The sequence below is a fragment of the Amycolatopsis bartoniae genome (assembly GCF_014191255.1).
GTDB lineage: Bacteria > Actinomycetota > Actinomycetes > Mycobacteriales > Pseudonocardiaceae > Amycolatopsis_E > Amycolatopsis_E bartoniae.
The window spans coordinates 251901-272045 of record NZ_JACHWH010000004.1 but is presented as its reverse complement, the minus strand read 5'-3'; the positions used below and the strand labels follow the sequence as shown (position 1 = coordinate 272045).

Here is a 20145-nt window from a genome sequence, read left to right as displayed (position 1 = left end):
CCATATCGTATGCAGTATTCGGTAGTCAGAATGGTGTAGGGAGTGGGCGGTATGTCAGGCGAACCGGGACTGGTGTCCGGCGGGCATCTGGTGGCGAAAGCGCTGAAAGCGGAGGGCGTGGACGTCGTGTTCACCCTGTGCGGCGGCCACATCATCGACATCTACGACGGCTGCGTCGACGAAGGGATCGACGTCGTCGACGTCCGGCACGAGCAGGTCGCCGCACACGCCGCCGACGGCTACGCCCGCGTCACCGGGCGCCCGGGCTGCGCCGTCGTCACCGCCGGCCCGGGCACCACGGACGCGGTCACCGGTGTCGCCAACGCACTGCGCGCGGAGAGCCCCATGCTGCTCATCGGCGGGCAGGGCGCGCTCAGCCAGCACAAGATGGGGTCGCTGCAGGACCTCCCGCACGTCGACATGATGGCGCCGATCACGAAGTTCGCGGCCACGGTGCCCACGACCGAGCGCTGTGCGGACCTGGTGTCCATGGCGTTCCGCGAGTGCTACCTCGGCGCACCCGGCCCGTCGTTCCTGGAGATCCCGCGCGACGTGCTCGACGCGAAGGTGCCGCTGGAGAAGGCGCGCGTGCCGAAGTCCGGTGCCTACCGGGCCTCCACCCGCACCGCCGGCGACCCCGAGTCCATCGAGCGGCTGGCCGATCTCGTCGTGCACGCGGAAAAACCGTGCGTGCTGCTGGGCAGCCAGGTGTGGACGTGCCGGGCGACGGACGCCGCGATCGAGTTCGTGCGCGAGCTGAACGTGCCCGCGTTCATGAACGGGTCCGGCCGCGGCACGCTGCCCCCCGGCGACCCGCACCACCTGCAGCTCGCGCGCCGCTACGCGTTCCAGCACGCCGACCTGATCATCATCGTCGGCACGCCGTTCGACTTCCGGATGGGCTACGGCAAGCGCCTCTCCCCCGACGCGACGGTGGTGCAGATCGACCTGGACTACCGCACGGTGGGCAAGAACCGCGACGTCGACCTCGGCATCGTCGGCGACGCCGGACTGGTGCTGTCGTCGGTCACCCAGGCCGCGTCCGGCCGCACCGACAACGGTGCCACCACCCGCAAGGAATGGCTGGAGGAGCTGCGCGCGGTCGAGACGCAGGCGTACGAGAAACGCTTGCCGCGTCAGCATTCCGACGCCAACCCGATCGACCCGTACCGGCTGGTGCACGAGATCAACGAGTTCCTGACGCCGGACTCGATCTACGTCGGTGACGGCGGGGACATCGTCACGTTCTCCGGTCAGGTGGTGCAGCCGAAGGCGCCCGGCCACTGGATGGACCCCGGCCCGCTCGGCACCCTCGGCGTCGGCGTGCCGTTCGTGCTCGCGGCGAAGTACGCGCGCCCGGACCAGGAAGTGGTGGCCCTGTTCGGTGACGGCGCGTTCAGCCTCACCGGCTGGGACTTCGAGACGCTCGTGCGCTACAACCTGCCGTTCGTCGGGATCGTCGGCAACAACTCGTCGATGAACCAGATCCGCTACGGCCAGATCCAGAAGTACGGCGAGGACCGCGGCCGTGTCGGCAACACGCTCGGCGACGTGCGCTACAGCGAGTTCGCGAAGATGCTCGGCGGCTACGGCGAGGAGGTGCGCGACCCCGCCGACATCCGGCCCGCGCTGGAACGCGCCCGCGAGTCCGGCAAGCCATCGCTGATCAACGTCTGGGTGGACCCGGACGTGTACGCGCCCGGAACCATGAACCAGACCATGTACAAGTGAGGTGACCGTCGTGGGAAAGGCACTCGAAGGCGTGCGCGTCCTGGACATGACGCACGTCCAATCAGGACCGTCCTGCACTCAGATCCTGGCGTGGCTGGGGGCGGACGTGGTGAAGCTGGAGGCACCCGGCGGCGACATCACGCGCAAGCAGCTGCGTGATCTGCCCGATGTGGACAGTCTGTACTTCACGATGCTGAACTGCAACAAGCGCAGCATCACGCTCAACATGAAGAGCGAGGAGGGCAAGCGGATCTTCACCGAGCTGCTGCCCCGGTTCGACGTCCTCGCCGAGAACTTCGGCCCCGGCGCGCTGGACCGGATGGGCTTCGGCTGGGACAGGCTGCGGGAGCTCAATCCCCGCCTGATCTTCGCTTCCATCAAGGGTTTCGGCGAGGGCCCGTACACGCACTTCAAGGCGTACGAAGTGGTCGCGCAGGCGATGGGCGGGTCGATGAGCACCACCGGGTTCGAGGACGGGCCCCCGCTCGCCACCGGTGCGCAGATCGGTGACTCCGGCACCGGAATCCACACTGTGGCAGGCATTCTCGCCGCGTTGTACCAGCGGGAGCGCACCGGCCGCGGGCAGCGCGTCACCGTCGCGATGCAGCACGCGGTGCTGAACCTGGCCCGCGTCAAGCTGCGTGACCAGCAGCGCCTGACGCACGGGCCGCTCAAGGAGTACCCCAACAAGGAGTTCGGCGACACGGTTCCGCGCTCGGGCAACGCGAGTGGTGGCGGCCAGCCGGGCTGGGCGGTCCGGTGCGCGCCGGGTGGGCCGAACGACTACATCTACGTCATCGTGCAGCCCGTCGGCTGGGAGCCGATCACGAAGCTGATCGGCAGGCCCGACCTGGCCGACGACCCCGAGTGGGCCACTCCCGAGGCGCGGCTGAACAAGCTGGACAAGATGTTCCAGCTGATCGAGGACTGGAGCATCGGACACAGCAAGTGGGAGGTGCTCGCGAAACTCAACGCCAGCAACATCCCGTGTGGCCCGATCCTGTCCACAAAGGAGATCATCGAGGACGAGTCGCTCGCCACGAACGAGATGGTGGTCAAGGTGGACCACCCCGAGCGCGGCGAGTTCACCACCGTCGGCTGCCCGATCAAGCTGTCCGACTCGCCCGTCGACGTCGAGCGTTCCCCGCTGCTCGGCGAGCACAACGAGGACATCTACGGGAGCGAACTCGGCCTCGGTGAACAGCTCACGGGCCTCAAGGCGAAGGGCGTCATCTGATGGACAAGGCAGCCGTGCGCGAAATCCTCGACAAGGTCCGCGCCGAGGGCCGGGAAGCGCTTACCGCACCGGAGGGCAAGCTGGTCTGCGACGCCTACGGCATTCCGACGCCGCGGGAAGGGCTGGCCACGACGGCCGACGAGGCCGCCGCGCTGGCCGAGGAGATCGGCGGCCCGGTCGCGTGCAAGATCGTCTCACCGGAGATCCTGCACAAGACGGAGGCCGGCGGAGTCGTCGTCGGCGTCCAGGGCGCGCAGGCGGTGCGCGAGGCGTTCGGCAAGATCGTCGAGAACGCCAAGGCGTACCACGGTTCCCCCACGATCACCGGCGTGCAGGTGCAGGAGATGCTCGGCGGCGGGCAGGAGGTGATCGTCGGCGCGACCACCGACCCGACGTTCGGCAAGGTGGTCGCGTTCGGCCTCGGTGGCGTGCTGGTCGAGGTGCTCAAGGACGTCACCTTCCGCCTGGCGCCGGTGGACGCGGCGGAGGCGAGGTCGATGCTCGACGGCATCGAGGCAGCCGAGGTGTTGCACGGTGTCCGCGGCGGTCCGGGAGTCGATCTGGACGCGCTCGCCGCCGTGCTGCAGAAGGTGTCCACTTTGGTCACGGACTTTCCGGAGATCCGCGAGTTCGACCTGAACCCGGTGTTCGCGACGGCCGATGGCGCGAGCGCGGCCGACGTGCGGATCCTCGTCGAAACCGAGGAGGTGACCGAGCCGGTGCGGCCGTCGCGGGAGGAGATCCTGCGCGTGATGGACCGGCTGATGAACCCGCGGTCGGTCGCGGTCATCGGCGCGTCGGACACCGAGGGCAAGATCGGCAACTCGGTGATGAAGAACCTGATCAACGGCGGTTACGCCGGGGCGATCCACCCGATCAACCCGAAGGCGCGGGAGATACTGGGGCGCACCGCGTATCCGTCGATCGGTGAAGTGCCCGGTCCGGTGGACGTGGCGGTGTTCGCCGTGCCCGCGAAGTTCGTGCCCGCGGCACTCGTGGAATGCGGCGAAAAGGGCGTTCCCGCGGCCGTGCTCATCCCGTCCGGATTCGCCGAGACCGGAAACCAGGAGCTGCAGGACGAGATCGTGGAGATCGGGCACCGGTACGGCATCCGGATGCTGGGCCCGAACATCTACGGCTACTACTACACGCCGAAGAACCTGTGCGCGACGTTCTGCACGCCGTACGACGTCCGCGGCGGCGTCGCGCTGACGTCGCAGAGCGGCGGGATCGGCATGGCGATCCTCGGGTTCAGCCGGACGACGAAGATGGGGGTGTCGGCCATCGTCGGGCTCGGCAACAAGTCCGATGTGGACGAGGACGACCTGCTCACGTTCTTCGAGCAGGACGACAACACCGAGTGCGTGGCGATGCACCTGGAGGACCTCAAGGACGGCAGGGCGTTCGTCACCGCGGCGCGGCGCATCACGAAGAAGAAGCCGGTGGTGGTGCTCAAGGCGGGCCGCACGGCCATGGGCGCGCGAGCGGCCGGTTCCCACACGGGTGCGCTGGCGGGCAACGACAAGGTGTACGACGACATCCTGCGCCAGTCGGGCGTCGTGCGGGCGCCGGGGCTCAACGAGATGCTGGAGTACGCCCGGTCGCTGCCGCTCATGCCGACGCCGCAGGGCGAGAACGTCGTGATCATCACGGGTGCCGGCGGTTCGGGCGTGCTGCTCTCCGACGCGTGTGTCGACAACGGACTGTCGCTGATGGACATTCCACCGGATCTGGACGAGGCGTTCCGCCGGTTCATCCCGCCGTTCGGCGCCGCGGGCAACCCGATCGACATCACCGGCGGCGAACCACCGTCGACGTACGAGGCGACGATCCGGCTGGGCCTCGAAGACCCCCGCATTTCCGCGCTGGTCCTCGGCTACTGGCACACGATCGTGACCCCGCCCATGGTCTTCGCCGAGCTCACGGTCCGCGTGGTCGAGGAGTTCCGGGCGAAGGGGATCGACAAGCCGGTGGTCGCGTCGCTCGCCGGGGACACCGAGGTGGAGAAGGCGAGCGAGTACCTGTTCGACCACCGCGTCATCGCCTATCCCTACACCACCGAACGCCCGGTCGCGGTGCTCGGCGCGAAGTACCAGTGGGCCAGGGCGGCAGGGCTGCTCTGAGGCTGGGGGAATTCCGGTTTCGCCCGGGCTGCGGCCCGGGCGAAACCGGTTTCCGGGCTTACCCCCGCGGAACGGTTCGCCTGCGCCGTGACCGGATCTGCACCGGCTGCTCCTCGGCGGGCTTGTTCGCGCGCTCGGCCAGGTAGGACTGCCGCGTCCGCTCGGTGTGCTCACGCATGATCTCGGCCGCCTCGTCACCGTTGCCGAAGGCGATCGCGTCGATGAGCTTCCCGTGCTCCTCCCACGACTTGTGGCCCCGCTTGCGGGCGATCGGCGTGTAGTACCAGCGCACGCGCCGGTCGACCTGGGTGACGAAGTCGAGCAGCACCTGGTTGCCGGACATCTCCGTGACGGTCCGGTGCAGCTCGGCGTTCGCGGCGACCATCGCGTCGATGTCGTCGCGTTCGAGCGCCTCCTGACCCTCGACGCAGATCTGCTTGAGCCGCTCGATGCCGGCGGTATCGGCGTTCTCGGCGGCGAGCCGCGCCGACTCACTCTCCAAAATGGATCGCACGGCCAGCAGCTGGTCGACCTCGGTGTCCGTCGGCGCGTGCACGAAGGCGCCGTAGCCGGGGCGGAGGTCCACCCAGCCCTCGGAGTTGAGCAGCTGGAGCGCTTCGCGGATGGGCTGACGGGACACGCCGAGCATCTCGGCGAGCTCGCTCTCGACCAGGTGCTGCCCGGGAGCCAGCTGACGGGAGATGATCAGCTCCTGCATTGCCTGGTAGACGCGTTCCCGCAGCGGCACCGGCCGGTCGATCCGGCGCGCGGCCATGTCCTGCGGCAACTCACTGGGCGGCATGCTGAACTCCCGACGATGGTGGTCGACTGACTACAGCATACAGTGAACGGCTTTCCGGCTCCCGTGAGCTGGAGCACGCTCGTTGTCTACATACTGCATACAGTCTACACTGAACACATGGACCTGTTCGAGTTCCAGGCACGAGATCTCTTCGCCGCCCACGGTGTGCCGGTTCTGCCCGGTGCCGTTGCGAGTACCCCGGAAGAAGCGCAGGCCGCCGCCGAGAGGATCGGTGGTCAGGTTGTGGTCAAGGCGCAGGTGAAGACCGGTGGTCGTGGTAAGGCCGGTGGTGTGAAGCTGGCCCAGGACCCGGCCGAGGCCAAGGAGAAGGCCGAAGCGATCCTTGGTTTGGACATCAAGGGTCACGTCACGCATCGGGTGTTGGTGACCGAGGCGTCGGATATCGCGCAGGAGTACTACTTCTCCTTCCTGCTCGATCGCGCGAACCGCACCTTCCTGGCGATGGCCTCGGCCGAGGGGGGTATGGAGATCGAGCAGCTCGCGGTCGAGCGCCCCGACGCGCTGGCCAAGGTGCCGGTCGATGCGATCGCCGGGGTCGACAAGGCCAAGGCGCTGGAGATCCTGACCCAGGGCAATTTCCCCGAGGTGATCCGCGAGCAGGCCGCCGAGGTGGTGGTGAAGCTGTGGGAGACCTTCGTCGCCGAGGACGCCACCCTGGTCGAGGTCAACCCGCTGGTGCGTGACCCGCAGGACAAGATCGTGGCCCTGGATGGCAAGGTCACGCTGGATGAGAACGCCTCGTTCCGCCACCCCGGGCATGAGGAGTTGGTGGACAAGCAGGCCGAGGACCCGCTGGAGGCCAAGGCCAAGGCGAAGAACCTCAACTACGTCAAGCTCGATGGTGAGGTCGGCATCATCGGCAACGGTGCCGGGCTGGTCATGTCCACCCTGGACGTCGTGGCCTACGCCGGGGAGAAACACGGTGGGGTGAAGCCGGCGAACTTCCTCGACATCGGGGGCGGCGCCTCCGCGGAGGTGATGGCCGCCGGGCTGGACGTCATCCTCAACGACCCCGCGGTCAAGTCGGTGTTCGTCAACGTCTTCGGTGGCATCACCGCCTGTGACGCGGTCGCGACCGGCATCGTCGAAGCGCTGAAGATCCTGGGTGAGGAGGCCACCAAGCCGCTGGTGGTGCGTCTGGACGGGAACAATGTCGAGGAGGGCCGCCGGATCCTCAACGAGGCGAACCACCCGCTGGTGACGCAGGTGGACACCATGGACAACGCGGCGGACAAGGCTGCCGAACTCGCGGCGGCAGGAGCGTAGAACAATGTCGATCTTCCTTGACTCTGACAGCAAGATCATCGTTCAGGGCATCACCGGGTCCGAGGGCACCAAACACGCGACCAAGATGCTGCAGGCCGGCGCGAACATCGTCGGCGGGGTGAACGCCCGCAAGGCCGGGCAGACCGTGACTCTCGCCGGGAAGGACCTCACCGTGTTCGGCACGGTCGAGGAGGCCATCAAGGAAACCGGCGCCGACGTGTCGGTCATCTTCGTGCCGCCGCGCTTCGCCAAAGACGCGGTGATCGAGGCCATCGACGCGCAGATCCCGCTCGCGGTGGTGATCACCGAGGGCATCCCGGTGCACGATTCGGCCTACTTCTGGGCCCACGCCGTGGCGAAGGGCAACAAAACCCGGATCATCGGGCCGAACTGCCCCGGCGTCATCTCCCCCGGTAAGTCGAACGCGGGCATCATCCCGGCCAACATCACCGGCCCCGGCAAGATCGGTCTCGTCTCCAAGTCCGGGACGCTGACGTATCAGATGATGTACGAGCTGCGCGACATCGGCTTCTCCACCGCCGTCGGCATCGGCGGGGACCCGGTCATCGGCACCACCCACATCGACGCCCTCGAAGCGTTCCAGGCCGATCCCGAGACCGAGGTCATCGTCATGATCGGCGAAATCGGCGGCGACGCCGAAGAACGCGCCGCGGCCTACATCAAGGACAACGTCACCAAACCCGTCGTCGGCTACGTCGCCGGGTTCACCGCCCCCGAAGGCAAAACCATGGGCCACGCCGGCGCCATCGTGTCCGGCTCCGCCGGCACCGCCCAAGCCAAGAAGGAAGCCCTCGAAGCCGCCGGCGTCAAGGTCGGCAAGACGCCGTCCGAGACCGCCGCACTCGCCCGGGAGCTGTACAACAACCTGCACTGACACCAACAGTCGGTGAACGCGGCCGGGTCCCTTCGCGGGGCCCGGCCGCGTCGGCTTTCACAGGGAAGTCGACGCAACCGTTTCGCGCCGCCGCACGTCGGATAGCCGAGGGATGGCCAGGGCGGTCCGATGCGCTAGCGTTTCGGACAAAGCGGCCACCCACTCTTTCGGGCGAACACGACAGGAGCACGGCATGACCTTCCCCAGCGGTGGGCCGGGCTACCCCCAGCAGGGTGGCGGCGCACAACCCAACCCCCAGCCCCCGGGCCCCGGTGGTTACCCGCAGCAACAGGGTGGGGCGAGCCTGTCGGGCGTCAACCTGCCCATGATCCTCACCGCCGTCGTGGTGGTGCTCGGCGTCGTCAGCTACTTCCTCGGCTTCTCGGACGAGGCGGACGGCTCCAGCCAGGCACTGCTGTTCCTGCTGGTCGGCGGCCTGCTCGCGGCACTGGCGCTGCTGCCCCGCGGCCCGCGGACCCTGCCGTTCGCGGTCCTGTTCAGCGTGCTCGGCGGTCTGGACGCGATCCTCGCCGTGGTCCACGTGCCCAAGGGCACCGACACCCCGGGCATCATGACGGTGATCCTGATCCTGGGCCTGCTGCAGCTGCTCGTCTCCGTGGCGCTGCTGCTCTTCGAGTACAACGTGATCAAGGCTCCGGCGCCCGGTCCGCGGCCCGCGTACCAGCCCTACGGCCAGCCGGGCCCGTACGGCCAGCCGCAGCAGGGGCCGGAGAAGCAGGGCGGTCCGCAGGGCACCCAGTTCGCCCCGCCGGCGGCGCCGCAGTCGACGGTCTACGCCCCGCAGCACGGCCAGTTCTACCAGCCCCAGCAGCCGGACGCCGGGGCGCAGCAACAGCAGCAGCCCGGCACCCCGCCCGGTGGCTTCGGCAACCAGGGCAACCAGGGCTGACGGTTCGGCGGAAAGGGCATCTCGGGCGATGGCGAGGTGCCCTTTCCGGCGTTCTGGGCCACACACCACCGGGTGACGTGTGCGCTGGGCCACGGGCCGTGGGCGGCGTGCCTCACCCGAACGGCTCAGAACAGGTGCGAGGGTGCGAAGCATGCAGCTGCTCACCCCGCACACTCCCGCCGAGGAGGAGGTGGCCGGCCTGCGCGAGCCGGGTGAGCTGAGCGGCGCCACACGCACCAAGGTCGTGTTCGCGGCCGCCCTCGGTCCGCTGGTCGCGGGCTACGCCCTCGTCGTCGCGCTGTTCGCACTGGTCACCGCTCTCGCGTCGATCTCGCACTTCTCCGTCCTCGGCGTGCTGCGCGCCGCCGGTCCCGGGCTGCTCGCGGCCTACCAGGTGCCGGTGTCGATCACCGGTGGCGACCTCGGCGTCCTGCCGTTGCTCGGCACCATCGGCGTCGGTGCGCTGGTCGCCGGGTCCGCGGCGCACGCGGCAGGCCGGCTCGGCTACCGCGAACCCGGTCAGGCAGTGAACGTGGTCGCCCCCATCGCCGCCACCCACGCGCTGGCGGGGATCACCATCGCGCTGACCGTCGGCGACGTGCGGCTCAGCGTCGAACCGCTGACCGCGTTCCTCGTGCCCGGGTTCGTGTCCGCGCTGTGCGCGACGGCCGGTCTCGCGAAGCGCTGCGGGATCGTCGCGGCCGCGCGCGAGTACCTCGACCCCGTGGCGTTGCGCGGCCTGCGGGCCGGTGCGCTGGGGCTGGCGGGTCTGCTCGCCGCCGGAGCCATCGTGTACACGGTCAGCCTGGTCGTGTCGGTGCACACCGTCGGGCAGCTGTTCGCGGCCAACGCCCCCGGGTTCGGCAGCAGCGTCGGCATGCTGCTGCTGTCCGTCGGCTATCTGCCCAACGCCGTGGTCGCCACGCTCTCCTTCGTCGCCGGGCCGGGGTTCTCGGTCGGCGCGGTCTCGCTGACGCCGTTCTCGTTCCGCGGCGGCACGTTGCCGGGCCTGCCGCTGCTCGGGGGCATGCCGGAGCACGCCGCGCGCTGGTGGCCGGCGTTGCTGGTGCTGCCCGCCGCCGTCGGGGTGCTCGTCGGCTGGTCGCTGCGGCACAGCGACGAGGACCCGCGGGCGCGGCTGCGCACGGTCGGGATCGCCGGTGCGCTCATCGGGTTCGGCTGCGTCCTGCTGGGCACGCTCGCGGGCGGGCGGCTCGGTCACGGGCCGTTCAACCCCGTGTCCGTTCCGGTCGGGCTGCTGTCGGTGGCGGCCTTCGGGTGGATCGCCGTGCCCGGGAGCCTGGTGGCCTGGCTCGCCGGATCGCGCCGGATGCCCGCGCCGCCGATGGTGGTCGAGGAGGAGCCGGAACCCGAGCCCGTCGAGGAGCCGGAAGAGGAGGACCTCCCGGCGGAGCCCGAGGAGGAGCCGCAGGAGTCCGAGGAACCCGAAGAGCAGCCGGAAGAAGCGCCCGAGGAGGAGTCCGGACCGGACGACGCCGAGGAGCCCGTCCAGGCCTCCGACGAGCCCAAAGACCCCGGCGACTAGCGCCAGCCCCTCTCCCACCACCACCCTCAACGGACGCGCTTCGCGCGACAGCTAGGCTCGATGCGAGAAACCCCGGGTGAAGGAGAGGCGTTGGAGTCCAGTCGGTTGGACCTGCCCACGCCGGTGAGGGTGGTCGTGCTCGCGTCCGGTTCCGGGACGCTGATGCAGGCGCTCGTCGACGCGGCCCAGCGGCCGGGCTACCCCGCCCGCATCGTCGCCGTCGGCACGGACCGGGACGGCATCGAGGCGCTGGCCAGGGCCGAGCGGGCCGGAGTGCCCCACTTCACCGTGCGGATGGGCGACCACCCCGACCGCGCCGCGTGGGACAAGGCGCTCACCGAAGCCGTCGCCGCCTACCGGCCCGACCTCGTGGTGTCCGCGGGCTTCCTCAAGCTGCTGGGCCCGAGCTTCCTCGGCCGGTTCTCCAACCGGGTGATCAACACGCATCCCGCGCTGCTGCCGTCGTTCCCCGGCATGCACGCGGTCGCCGACGCGCTGGCCATGGGCGTCAAGGTCACCGGCTCCACGGTGCACTTCGTGGACGCCGGTATGGACACCGGGCCGATCATCGCGCAGGAGGCGGTGGCGGTCGAGGCGGACGACGACGAGGCCGGGCTGCACGAGCGGATCAAGGTGGTCGAGCGGCGGCTGCTGGTCGAGGTGGTCGAGCGGCTGGGCCGGGGTGGGTGCACTGTGGACGGACGAAAGGTGAGTTTCCGGTGACAGGACGGCGAGCGGTCAAGCGGGCCCTGATCGGTGTTTCGGACAAGACGGGTCTGCTGGAACTCGGCACCGGCCTGCACGCGGCCGGGGTGGAGATCGTGTCCACCGGTGGCACGGCGAAGACGCTGGCCGACGCCGGGGTGCCGGTCACGCCGGTGGAGCAGGTCACCGGTTTCCCCGAGTCCTTCGACGGCCGCGTGAAGACGCTGCACCCGCGGGTGCACGCCGGGCTGCTGGCCGACCGGAACCGTCCCGAGCACGTCGAGCAGCTGCGCGAGCTGGACATCGCGCCGTTCGACCTGCTGGTGGTGAACCTGTACCCGTTCCGTGAGACCGTCGCGTCGGGCGCGAGCCCCGAGGACTGCGTCGAGAACATCGACATCGGCGGCCCCGCGATGGTCCGCGCCGCGGCGAAGAACCACGGCAGCGTGGCCGTCGTGGTGGACCCGAAGCGCTACGGCTGGGTGCTGGAGCAGGTCCGCGAGGGCGGGTTCGAGTTCGAGGACCGCAAGCGCCTTGCCGCGCAGGCGTACGCGCACACGGCGAGCTACGACATGGCGGTCTCGGCGTGGTTCGCCAACGTCTACGCACCCGCCGACGACTCCGGTTTCCCCGACGTCACCGGCGGCACGTGGGACCGGGGCGAGATCCTGCGCTACGGCGAGAACCCGCACCAGCGGGCCGCGGTGTACCGGCACTGGCGCGGCGGGCTGGCGCACGCCGAGCAGCTGCACGGCAAGGCCATGTCCTACAACAACTACGTCGACACCGACGCCGCGCGCCGGGCCGCCGCGGACTTCGCCGAGCCCGCGGTCGCGATCATCAAGCACGCCAACCCGTGTGGCATCGCGGTGGGCGCGGATGTCGCGGAGGCGCACCGGAAGGCGCACGCGTGCGACCCGGTTTCGGCTTATGGCGGGGTGATCGCCAGCAACCGCCCGGTCACCCTCGCGGCGGCCGAGCAGATCGCCGAGGTGTTCACCGAGGTCGTGCTCGCCCCGGCGTTCGACGAGGACGCGCTGGAAGTGTTGCGGCAGAAGAAGAACATCCGCCTGCTGCGGCTGCCGGAGCTGCGCAACCCGGACCCGATCGAGTTCCGGCCGATCTCCGGCGGCATGCTCGTGCAGACCGTCGACCGCATCGACGCGCCCGGCGACGACCCGGCGAACTGGAAGCTGGCGACCGGCGAGGCCGCGGACGCCGAGACGCTCGCGGACCTGGAGTTCGCCTGGCGCGCGCTGCGCTCGGTGAAGTCGAACGCGATCCTGCTGGCGAACGACCGCGCGACCGTCGGGGTCGGCATGGGGCAGGTCAACCGCGTCGACTCGTCGCGGCTGGCGGTGCAGCGGGCGGGCGAGCGGGCCAAGGGCTCGGTCGCGGCGTCGGACGCGTTCTTCCCGTTCCCGGACGGGCTGCAGGTGCTGCTGGAGGCCGGCGTCCGCGCGGTCGTGCAGCCGGGTGGGTCCATTCGCGACGCCGAGGTGATCGCGGCCGCCGAGGAGGCGGGCGTGACCCTGTACCTGACCGGAACGCGGCACTTCACCCACTGATCGTTCGCTGCGACAGGACCGGCGCTTCCCTTGGGAGCGCCGGTTTTTCGTTCGACTTGACAGTGGGCCCGGGCGCGATGCAGACTGAGCGAGTCGAACTGGTGTTCGACTCGCCGCCTTCCCCGCGGTGAATCCTTCCCTCCTTGGTGCGCGTGCCGTGGACCGGGGTCGGGAGACGTCTGTGCGGGGAGGTGGAGTGCGGTGTCGGTCGCGAAGCTGGCGGCTCTGCCCGGGGTGTTCGTGGCGAGCGAGCTGGCCAGGCCGGGCGGTGCCGTCACGTCGGTGGGTGCCGGTGGGGACGCCTCGGGGGCGGCTTCGCCGGGTACGTCGCGGGAAGCCGTCACGGGGGCGGCTTCGCGGGACGAGGTGGTGGGGACCGCCTCGGAACCCATCGCAGCGGCGACGGTGGAGGCCGTGGGCCTGGCCGAGGTGCGGGAGCCCGGCCAGGCCGCGGACCCGCCGGCGATACCCGCGCCGAGGAGCTGTGGGGCGGTTGGGGTCGCTCGGGGGCGGGGTGAGAAGGCTGGTTTCGGCCCGGCTCCCGGTGGCGAGTTCGGCTGGGAGGCTGCTGGGGAGGCGGGTTCTGCTCGCGCTGGCGGTGTACCGGCCAGTGGTGAGTCCGGCTGGGATGGCGGGAAGGCCGGCTCTGGTCACATCGGTGCCGTACTGGCTCCCCGGGGTGAGTTCGGTCGGAGGGCCGCCGAGAAGGCTGGCGGCGTCGGCGGCTTCGACTGGGTAGCCGCCGAAGGGGCTGTCTCCGGTGGGGAACCCAGCGCGCCCGTCGCCGTTTTCGAGCGTGTCCGCAAGCTCCACGCGAGTCTGGCCGCCGCGGCGCCGCACGGGCAGTTCCTGCCGGTGCGGCCGGAGTTGCGTGACCTGCTGCCCGCGGGCGGTCTGCGGCGCGGCAGCACGGTGGCGGTCCACGGTTCCGCCGCGCTCGTGCTCGCACTGCTGGCCGAGGCCACCGCCACCGGTTCGTGGGCCGCCGCGGTGGGGTTGCCCGACATCGGCCTTGCGGCGGCGGAAGAGCTCGGGGTGGAGGTCGGCCGACTGGCGCTGGTGCCTCGGCCCGGGGTGGAGTTCGCCTCGGTGACCGCAGCGCTGCTCGACGGGGTCGACCTGGTCGCAGTCACCCCGGGGGCGGCTCCCTCGGTGGCGCGGCGGCTGTCCGCCCGCGCCCGCCACCGGGGAGCCGTGCTGCTCTCCTGCGGCCCGTGGCCCGGCGCGGAGCTCGACCTCACCTGTGTCGCCTCCCGCTGGGAGGGACTGGACGGTGGCGCCGGACACTTCCGCACCCGGCGGCTGGAGGTGCGGATCTCGGGCCGGGGCGCCGCCACCCGGCCCCGGCACGCCGAACTGGCCCTGCCCGGCGTTCCCCAGGCCGCGGAAGACGCCCGGCCCGCCACGTGGATCGCGGAGGACGTCGGATGACCGCCACCCTCTTGACGGTGGAGGGCGTCCGCCTGACCACTGGGATCGCGCGAGGTGGCGGCTGTGTGGCGCGGGGCATGGGGACCGGCTCCTGGAGCGCTGTAGAGGCCGCAGCCTGGGCGGTGGTGGCCACCGGGACCCCCTGGACCGCGACAGAAGCCACCGCCTCCCAGCCCGCGGAGGGCGTCGGATGACCACGCGCATGCTCGCTGTCTGGTGTGCGGACTGGGCGGCGGTCTCGGCGGCCATCGCGGCTGGTGTGCCGGCCCACCAGCCCGTGGCCGTGTTCTCCGCCAACCGGGTCGTGGCCTGTTCCGCCGTCGCCCGCGCTGCCGGGGTACGCCGCGGCATGCGGCGGCGCGAGGCGCAGGCCCGGTGCCCCGAGCTGGCCGTCTTCGCGACCGACGATGGGCGCGACGCGCGGCTGTTCGAGCCCGTCGCGGCCGCCGTCGAGGAGCTGGTCGTCGGCGTCGAGGTGGTGCGGCCCGGGCTGGTCGCGGTCCCCGTCGACGGCGCGGCCGGCTACTTCGGCGGCGAGCAGGCGCTGGCCGAGCTGCTGGTGGACCAGGTGTCCGGCCACGCGGGCGTGGAATGCCAGATCGGCATCGCCGACGGGCTGTTCGCCGCCACGCTCGCCGCGCACCGGGGTGTCATCGTCGAACGCGGAAGGGCCAAGGAGTTCCTCGCCCCGCTCGGCGTCCACGAGCTCGACCAGCCGGACGTCGACCGCGCCGAGCTCGTGGACCTGTTGCGCCGCTTGGGGTTGCGCACCCTCGGGGCGTTCGCCGCGCTCACCGAACGGGACGTGGTGTCCCGCTTCGGCAGCGCGGGCCTGGTCGCGCACCGGCTCGCGAACGGCCGCTCCGAACGCCCGCCGCACCGCCGCCGCCTGCCGCCGGAACTGGCCGTGCCCAAGGAGTTCGACCCGCCGCTGGACCGCGTGGACGCCGCCGCGTTCATGGCGAAGACCCTCGCCGAACGCTTCCACGCCGGGCTCGCCGCACACGGGCTGGCCTGCACCCGGCTCGGCATCTCCGCCACCACCGAGCACGGCGAGGAGCTCAACCGCGTGTGGCGGTGCGCGGAACCCCTGACGCCGCAAGGGATCGCCGACCGCGTCCGCTGGCAGTTCGAGGGCTGGCTGCGGGCCGACCCGGCGGGCAGGCCCACCGCCGGGATCGTGCGGCTGCTGCTGCAACCGGAGGAGACCGTCGAAGGGCAGTCCCTCCAGCTCGGGCTTTGGCGCGGCCTCACCGGTGAGCACGACGAGAAAGCGGCCCGCGCGCTGGTCCGCGTACAGGGCCTGCTGGGCCCGGACAGCGTCTTCACCGCGGTACTCGACGGCGGCCGTGGCCCGGCCGAACGGGTCCGGCTGGTGCCGTGGGGCGACCACCGGGCGGTGACGAGCCCGCCGGACGCCACCTGGCCGGGCCGGCTGCCGCAGCCGTCCCCTGCCACGGTGTTCGCCGAGCCGGGGCCGGCGCGGGTGCGGGACGCCGCGGGCGCGGAGGTCGGGCTCACCCGGCGTCGCGAGCTCACCGCCCCGCCCGCCGTGGTGCTCCTGCGCGGTGGGCCTCGGCAGGTCCTGGACTGGGCCGGGCCGTGGCTGGTCGAACCCCGCTGGGGTGCCGACGAGTGCCGGACCCGGATCCAGGTGCTGCTGGCGGGCGAACCGGAGCTGGCGGTGCTGCTGACGGGTACCGGAATGGACAGTCTCAAATGGACGGTTGAGGGAGTGTACGACTGATGGAAGACGAGTTCCTGCGCGACATCCGGCAGTGGCTGCTGCAGAAGCGCGTGGACCAGGCGCTCGAACCCGAGGAGCCCTGGATCCCGCTGCCGCGGACCCCGCTGGACTGACCGTGGGCTGGCACAACCCCGTCGTCCCGTGGCGGCAGCTCGAACGGACGCTGAACGGCGATCCGGCACCCACCGACGGCGGTGACTCCCCGGCGTGGAGCCGGAAACGCGAGGGCTACCTGCGGCCGACGGACTTCCCCGCGCGGCGCGCCGACGACCTCTCCGGCGGCGGCCACCGCGTGCCGTACGCCGAGCTGCACTGCCACTCCAACTTCAGCTTCCTCGACGGCGCGAGCGACCCCGAGGAGCTGGTGGAGGAGGCAGCGCGGCTGGAGCTGGACGCCATCGCGCTCACCGACCACGACGGCATGTACGGCGTGGTGCGTTTCGCCGACGCGGCAAGGGAACTGGGCGTCAAGACGGTGTTCGGCACCGAGCTGAGCTTCGGGCTTTCCGGGCCGCAGAACGGGATCGCCGACCCGGAGGGCGAGCACCTGCTGCTGCTGGCCGAACGGGAGGACGGCTACGCCGCGTTGTGCCGGGCGATCACCGCCGGACAGCTGCGCGGGCACGACGCCGAGCTGCCCAAGGCGCAGCGGGCGGAAAAGGGGCGCCCGGTGTACGACCTGGAGTCCGTCGCCGCCGAGGTGTACGGCAAGGTCGTCGTCCTCACCGGCTGCCGCAAGGGCCCGGTGCGCCGGGCGTTGCTGCGGGAGGGGCAGGCGGGGGCGGCGCGCGAGATGCGGCGGCTGATGGACCTGTTCGGTCCCGAGCACGTGTTCGTCGAGCTGATCGACCAAGGGCATCCCGGGGACAGCACACACAATGACGCCCTCGCCGCGCTGGCCGACGAGCTCGGCCTGCTCACCGTGGCCACCGGGAACGTGCACTACGCGACGCCGGACCGCGCCCGCCTCGCCGGGGCGATGGCCGCGATCCGGGCGCGGCGCAGCGTCGACGAGATGGAGGGCTGGCTGCCGGCGTCGGGCATGGCCTTCCTGCACTCCGGCGAGGAGATGGCGGCGCGGTTCGCGCGTTACCCCGGCGCGGTGCAGCGGGCCGCGTTGCTGGGGCAGCGGTGCGCGTTCGACCTCAAGCTGATGGCGCCGAACCTGCCGCCGTTCGACCTCCCCGAGGGCGAGACCGAGGCGAGCTTCCTGCGTGAGACGGTGCGCGAAGGCGCGCTCAAGGAGTACGGGCCGCCCGAAAAGCGCCCGGACGCGTGGCGGCAGATCGAACACGAGCTGGACATCATCGAGAAGCTGAACTTCCCCGGCTACTTCCTCATCGTCTGGGACATCGCGAGGTTCTGTCACGAGCAGGGAATCCTGTGCCAGGGCCGGGGTTCGGCGGCGAACTCCGCGGTCTGCTACGCGCTGGGCATCACCAAGGTCGACTCGGTGAAGTGGAAACTGCTGTTCGAGCGGTTCCTCGCCCCGGACCGCGACGGTTACCCCGACATCGACCTCGACATCGAGTCCGACCGGCGCGAGGAGGTCATCCAGTACGTCTACGCCAAGCACGGCAGGCTGCGCGCGGCGCAGGTGGCGAACGTGATCACCTACCGCGCCAAGTCCGCGGTGCGCGACGCCGCCCGGGCGCTGGGCTACTCGCCGGGGCAGCAGGACGCGTGGAGCAAGCAGATCGACCGGTGGGGCCCGCTGCAGCAGACCAGGGACGGTCACGACCACGACATCCCTGTATCGGTGCTGGAGCTGGCGGGCGCGCTGGAGGACTTCCCGCGGCACCTCGGCATCCACTCCGGCGGCATGGTGATCTGCGACCGCCCGGTGAGCGAGGTGTGCCCGATCGAGTGGGCGCGCATGGAGAACCGCAGCGTGCTGCAGTGGGAGAAGGACGACTGCGCGTCCGCGGGACTGGTCAAGTTCGACCTGCTCGGGCTCGGCATGCTCTCGGCGCTGCGGTACATGCTCGAACTGGTGGCGGAGCACAAGGGCGTCGAGATCGACCTCGGCAAGCTCGACCTGGGCGACCGCAACGTCTACGAGATGCTCCAGCGCGCGGACGCGATCGGCGTGTTCCAGGTGGAGAGCCGCGCGCAGATGGCGACCCTGCCGCGGCTGAAACCGGAGAAGTTCTACGACCTCGCGATCGAGGTGGCGCTGATCCGGCCGGGGCCGATCCAGGGCGGGTCGGTGCACCCGTACATCCGGCGCAAGAACGGGCAGGAGAAGTGGGAACACGACCACCCGCTGCTGGAGCCCGCGCTCGGCAAGACGTACGGCGTGCCGCTGTTCCAGGAACAGATGATGCAGATCGCGCTCGACGTCGCCGACTTCACCGCCGCCGAGGCCGACGAGCTGCGGCACGCCATGGGCGCCAAGCGGTCCACGAAGAAGATGGAGCGGCTGCGGCGCCGGTTCTACGCCGGGGCCGCGAAGAAGGGCATCGACGAGGAGCTGGCCGGGCGCATCTTCCAGAAGATGAAGGCGTTCTCGAACTTCGGGTTCCCGGAGAGCCACGCGCTGAGCTTCGCGTACCTCGTGTTCGCCAGCGCGTACTTCAAGTACTACCACCCGGACGCCTTCTGCGCGGGCCTGCTGCGCGCGCAGCCGATGGGGTTCTACTCGCCGCAGTCGCTCGTCGCCGACGCCCGGCGGCACGGGGTCGTCGTGCACGGCCCGGACGTCAACGCGAGCCTGCCGCACGCCACCCTCGAACCCGCCGGGGAGGGCAGGCACGCCGTCCGCGTCGGGCTCGCGACGGTCCGGCTGATCGGGCAGGCGCTGGCCGAGGAACTGGTCCGGGTAAGGGAAAACGGCGGACCCTTCACGAGCATGGCCGACGTGGCGCGGCGCGTGCGGCTGACCCGGCCGCAGGTCGAGGCGCTGGCGACGGCGGGCGCGTTCGGCTGCTTCCCGGAGATCGGCGGGGACCGGCGGCGGGCGCTGTGGGCGGCCGGGGCGGTGGCCGAGGAACGACCGGAGAAGCTGCCGGGCACCGGTGTCGGCACGGACGCGCCCACGTTGCCGGGCATGGACGAGGTGGACCTCGCGGTCGCCGACGTCTGGGCCACCGGCATGTCGCCGGACAGCTATCCGACGCAGTTCATCCGCGACCGGCTCGACGCGCTCGGCGTGGTGCCCGCGGCGAAGCTGGCGGACGTCGAGAACGGGAAACGGGTGCTCATCGGCGGCGCGGTCACCCACCGGCAGCGGCCGGCGACGGCGGGCGGCATCACGTTCCTCAACATCGAGGACGAGACGGGCATGGTGAACGTCGTGTGCACGGCCGGGCTGTGGGGTCGCTACCACCGGATCGCGCGCGGCAGCTCGGCGATGCTGGTGCGTGGTGTGGTGGAGCGGGCCGACGGGGTGGTGAGCATCCTGGCCGACCGCCTGCAGAACCTGCCGATGCGGATTTCGTCGAAGTCACGGGACTTCCGGTGACATCCGGAACGTGAAGTACTCGACGATCCGGCCGTCCCTGATCAGCTCCTGCCTGCGCGCGATCTCGGTGGTGAAGCCCGCGTCGTCGGCGAGCTGCCGCAGGAACGCCAGGTCGCCGGTGGTGCCGAAGAAGACGAGCAGACGGCCGCGGTCGGTGAGGTGCGCCTTGGCGTGGCGGAAGAACGTCCGCAGCGCCCGGTAGTCCTCGTCGGTGATGGCGGCCTCGAACAGGTCGCGCGGGGCGAACCAGCGGAACGGCGGGTCGAACACGACGAGGTCGAACCGGCCCTCGACGTTTTCGAAGACATCGCTGTGCAGCACGGTGATCCGGTCGGCGACGCCGTTGCGTTCGGCGTTCTCGCGGGCGGCTTCGAGCGCGCGCGGGTGGATGTCGACGGCGACGACGTCCCGCGACTTCGACGCGGCGAGGATCGCGTTGACGCCGCTGCCGGTGCCCACGTCCAGCACCCGGTCGTCCTCGCGGACCTCCTCCAGCACCGCCTCGCCGAGCAGCGCCGAGGTGCCGGAGAGGGGCATGACGTCCGGCGGCACGACGATCGTGTGGCCGAGGTAGGTGAAGGTGCGCGGGGTGTCGCTGCGGATGCCCGCGTTGGCTTCCTCGTGCCAGCGGTGGATCCGGTCGACGTCGTCGGGCGACAGCATCGGCTCGTGGACCATGCCTGCCAGTGTGGCACGCTCC

At 70.8% G+C, this 20145-nt stretch carries 14 protein-coding genes; 12 read left to right on the top strand and 2 right to left on the bottom strand.

Annotation, left to right across the window (positions count from 1 at the left end):
- Positions 1–51 precede the first annotated feature (51 nt).
- From FHX82_RS22625 to FHX82_RS22615, 3 genes are read left to right on the top strand one after another with little or no spacing between them, the layout of a single operon-like run.
- Positions 52–1731 (top strand): thiamine pyrophosphate-binding protein, encoded by a 1680-nt coding sequence (locus FHX82_RS22625; protein WP_145939231.1) that lies wholly within the window; start codon positions 52–54, stop codon positions 1729–1731.
- Between the two features lie 10 nt (positions 1732–1741).
- Entirely contained in the window at positions 1742–2968 is a 1227-nt protein-coding gene (frc, locus tag FHX82_RS22620) for a formyl-CoA transferase (protein WP_145939230.1), read from the top strand.
- Positions 2965–5091: an acetate--CoA ligase family protein gene (locus FHX82_RS22615; RefSeq protein WP_221216441.1), complete on the top strand. Its 2127-nt coding sequence runs from the start codon at positions 2965–2967 to the stop codon at positions 5089–5091. Before frc ends, FHX82_RS22615 begins: the two co-directional genes overlap by 4 nt.
- A gap of 58 nt (positions 5092–5149) precedes the next feature.
- Here FHX82_RS22615 and FHX82_RS22610 read toward each other — a convergent pair whose 3' ends face one another.
- The gene (locus FHX82_RS22610; RefSeq protein ID WP_145939228.1) at positions 5150–5893 is read right to left on the bottom strand and encodes a GntR family transcriptional regulator; all 744 of its coding nucleotides are present in this window, start codon (positions 5891–5893) and stop codon (positions 5150–5152) included.
- A gap of 117 nt (positions 5894–6010) precedes the next feature.
- Here FHX82_RS22610 and sucC point away from each other — a divergent pair, with 117 nt between their 5' ends.
- The 9 genes from sucC (at position 6011) to FHX82_RS22565 (ending at position 19445) form a co-directional block, all read left to right on the top strand.
- Positions 6011–7180, top strand: a complete 1170-nt coding sequence (gene sucC / locus FHX82_RS22605) for an ADP-forming succinate--CoA ligase subunit beta (RefSeq protein ID WP_183176770.1) — start codon at positions 6011–6013, stop codon at positions 7178–7180.
- Between the two features lie 4 nt (positions 7181–7184).
- Positions 7185–8075 (top strand): succinate--CoA ligase subunit alpha, encoded by an 891-nt coding sequence (gene sucD / locus FHX82_RS22600; RefSeq protein WP_183176769.1) that lies wholly within the window; start codon positions 7185–7187, stop codon positions 8073–8075.
- A gap of 193 nt (positions 8076–8268) precedes the next feature.
- A complete protein-coding gene (locus FHX82_RS22595; RefSeq protein ID WP_145939332.1) occupies positions 8269–8985 on the top strand; it encodes a DUF5336 domain-containing protein in 717 nt (238 codons plus the stop codon).
- A 151-nt stretch (positions 8986–9136) separates the two neighbouring features.
- Entirely contained in the window at positions 9137–10531 is a 1395-nt protein-coding gene (locus FHX82_RS22590; RefSeq protein ID WP_183176768.1) for a cell division protein PerM, read from the top strand.
- Between the two features lie 105 nt (positions 10532–10636).
- Positions 10637–11254 (top strand): phosphoribosylglycinamide formyltransferase, encoded by a 618-nt coding sequence (gene purN, locus FHX82_RS22585; protein WP_145939335.1) that lies wholly within the window; start codon positions 10637–10639, stop codon positions 11252–11254.
- A complete protein-coding gene (purH, locus tag FHX82_RS22580; protein WP_145939333.1) occupies positions 11251–12804 on the top strand; it encodes a bifunctional phosphoribosylaminoimidazolecarboxamide formyltransferase/IMP cyclohydrolase in 1554 nt (517 codons plus the stop codon). The genes purN and purH overlap by 4 nt, the downstream gene beginning before the upstream one ends.
- An 819-nt stretch (positions 12805–13623) precedes the next feature.
- Positions 13624–14235, top strand: coding sequence for a DnaE2-dependent mutagenesis accessory factor ImuA' (gene imuA' / locus FHX82_RS38225; protein WP_145938796.1), 612 nt, complete (start codon positions 13624–13626; stop codon positions 14233–14235).
- Between the two features lie 202 nt (positions 14236–14437).
- Complete coding sequence (locus FHX82_RS22570; RefSeq protein ID WP_145938797.1) at positions 14438–15982, top strand: DNA polymerase Y family protein; 1545 nt, start codon at positions 14438–14440, stop codon at positions 15980–15982.
- A gap of 115 nt (positions 15983–16097) precedes the next feature.
- Positions 16098–19445 (top strand): error-prone DNA polymerase, encoded by a 3348-nt coding sequence (locus FHX82_RS22565; RefSeq protein WP_145938780.1) that lies wholly within the window; start codon positions 16098–16100, stop codon positions 19443–19445.
- On the opposite strand, the gene FHX82_RS22560 is transcribed toward FHX82_RS22565, so the two are convergent.
- On the bottom strand, positions 19428–20123 hold the full coding sequence (locus tag FHX82_RS22560) for a methyltransferase (protein WP_229881513.1): 696 nt from the start codon (positions 20121–20123) through the stop codon (positions 19428–19430). The genes FHX82_RS22565 and FHX82_RS22560 overlap by 18 nt on opposite strands.
- Between the last annotated feature and the right edge of the window lie 22 nt (positions 20124–20145).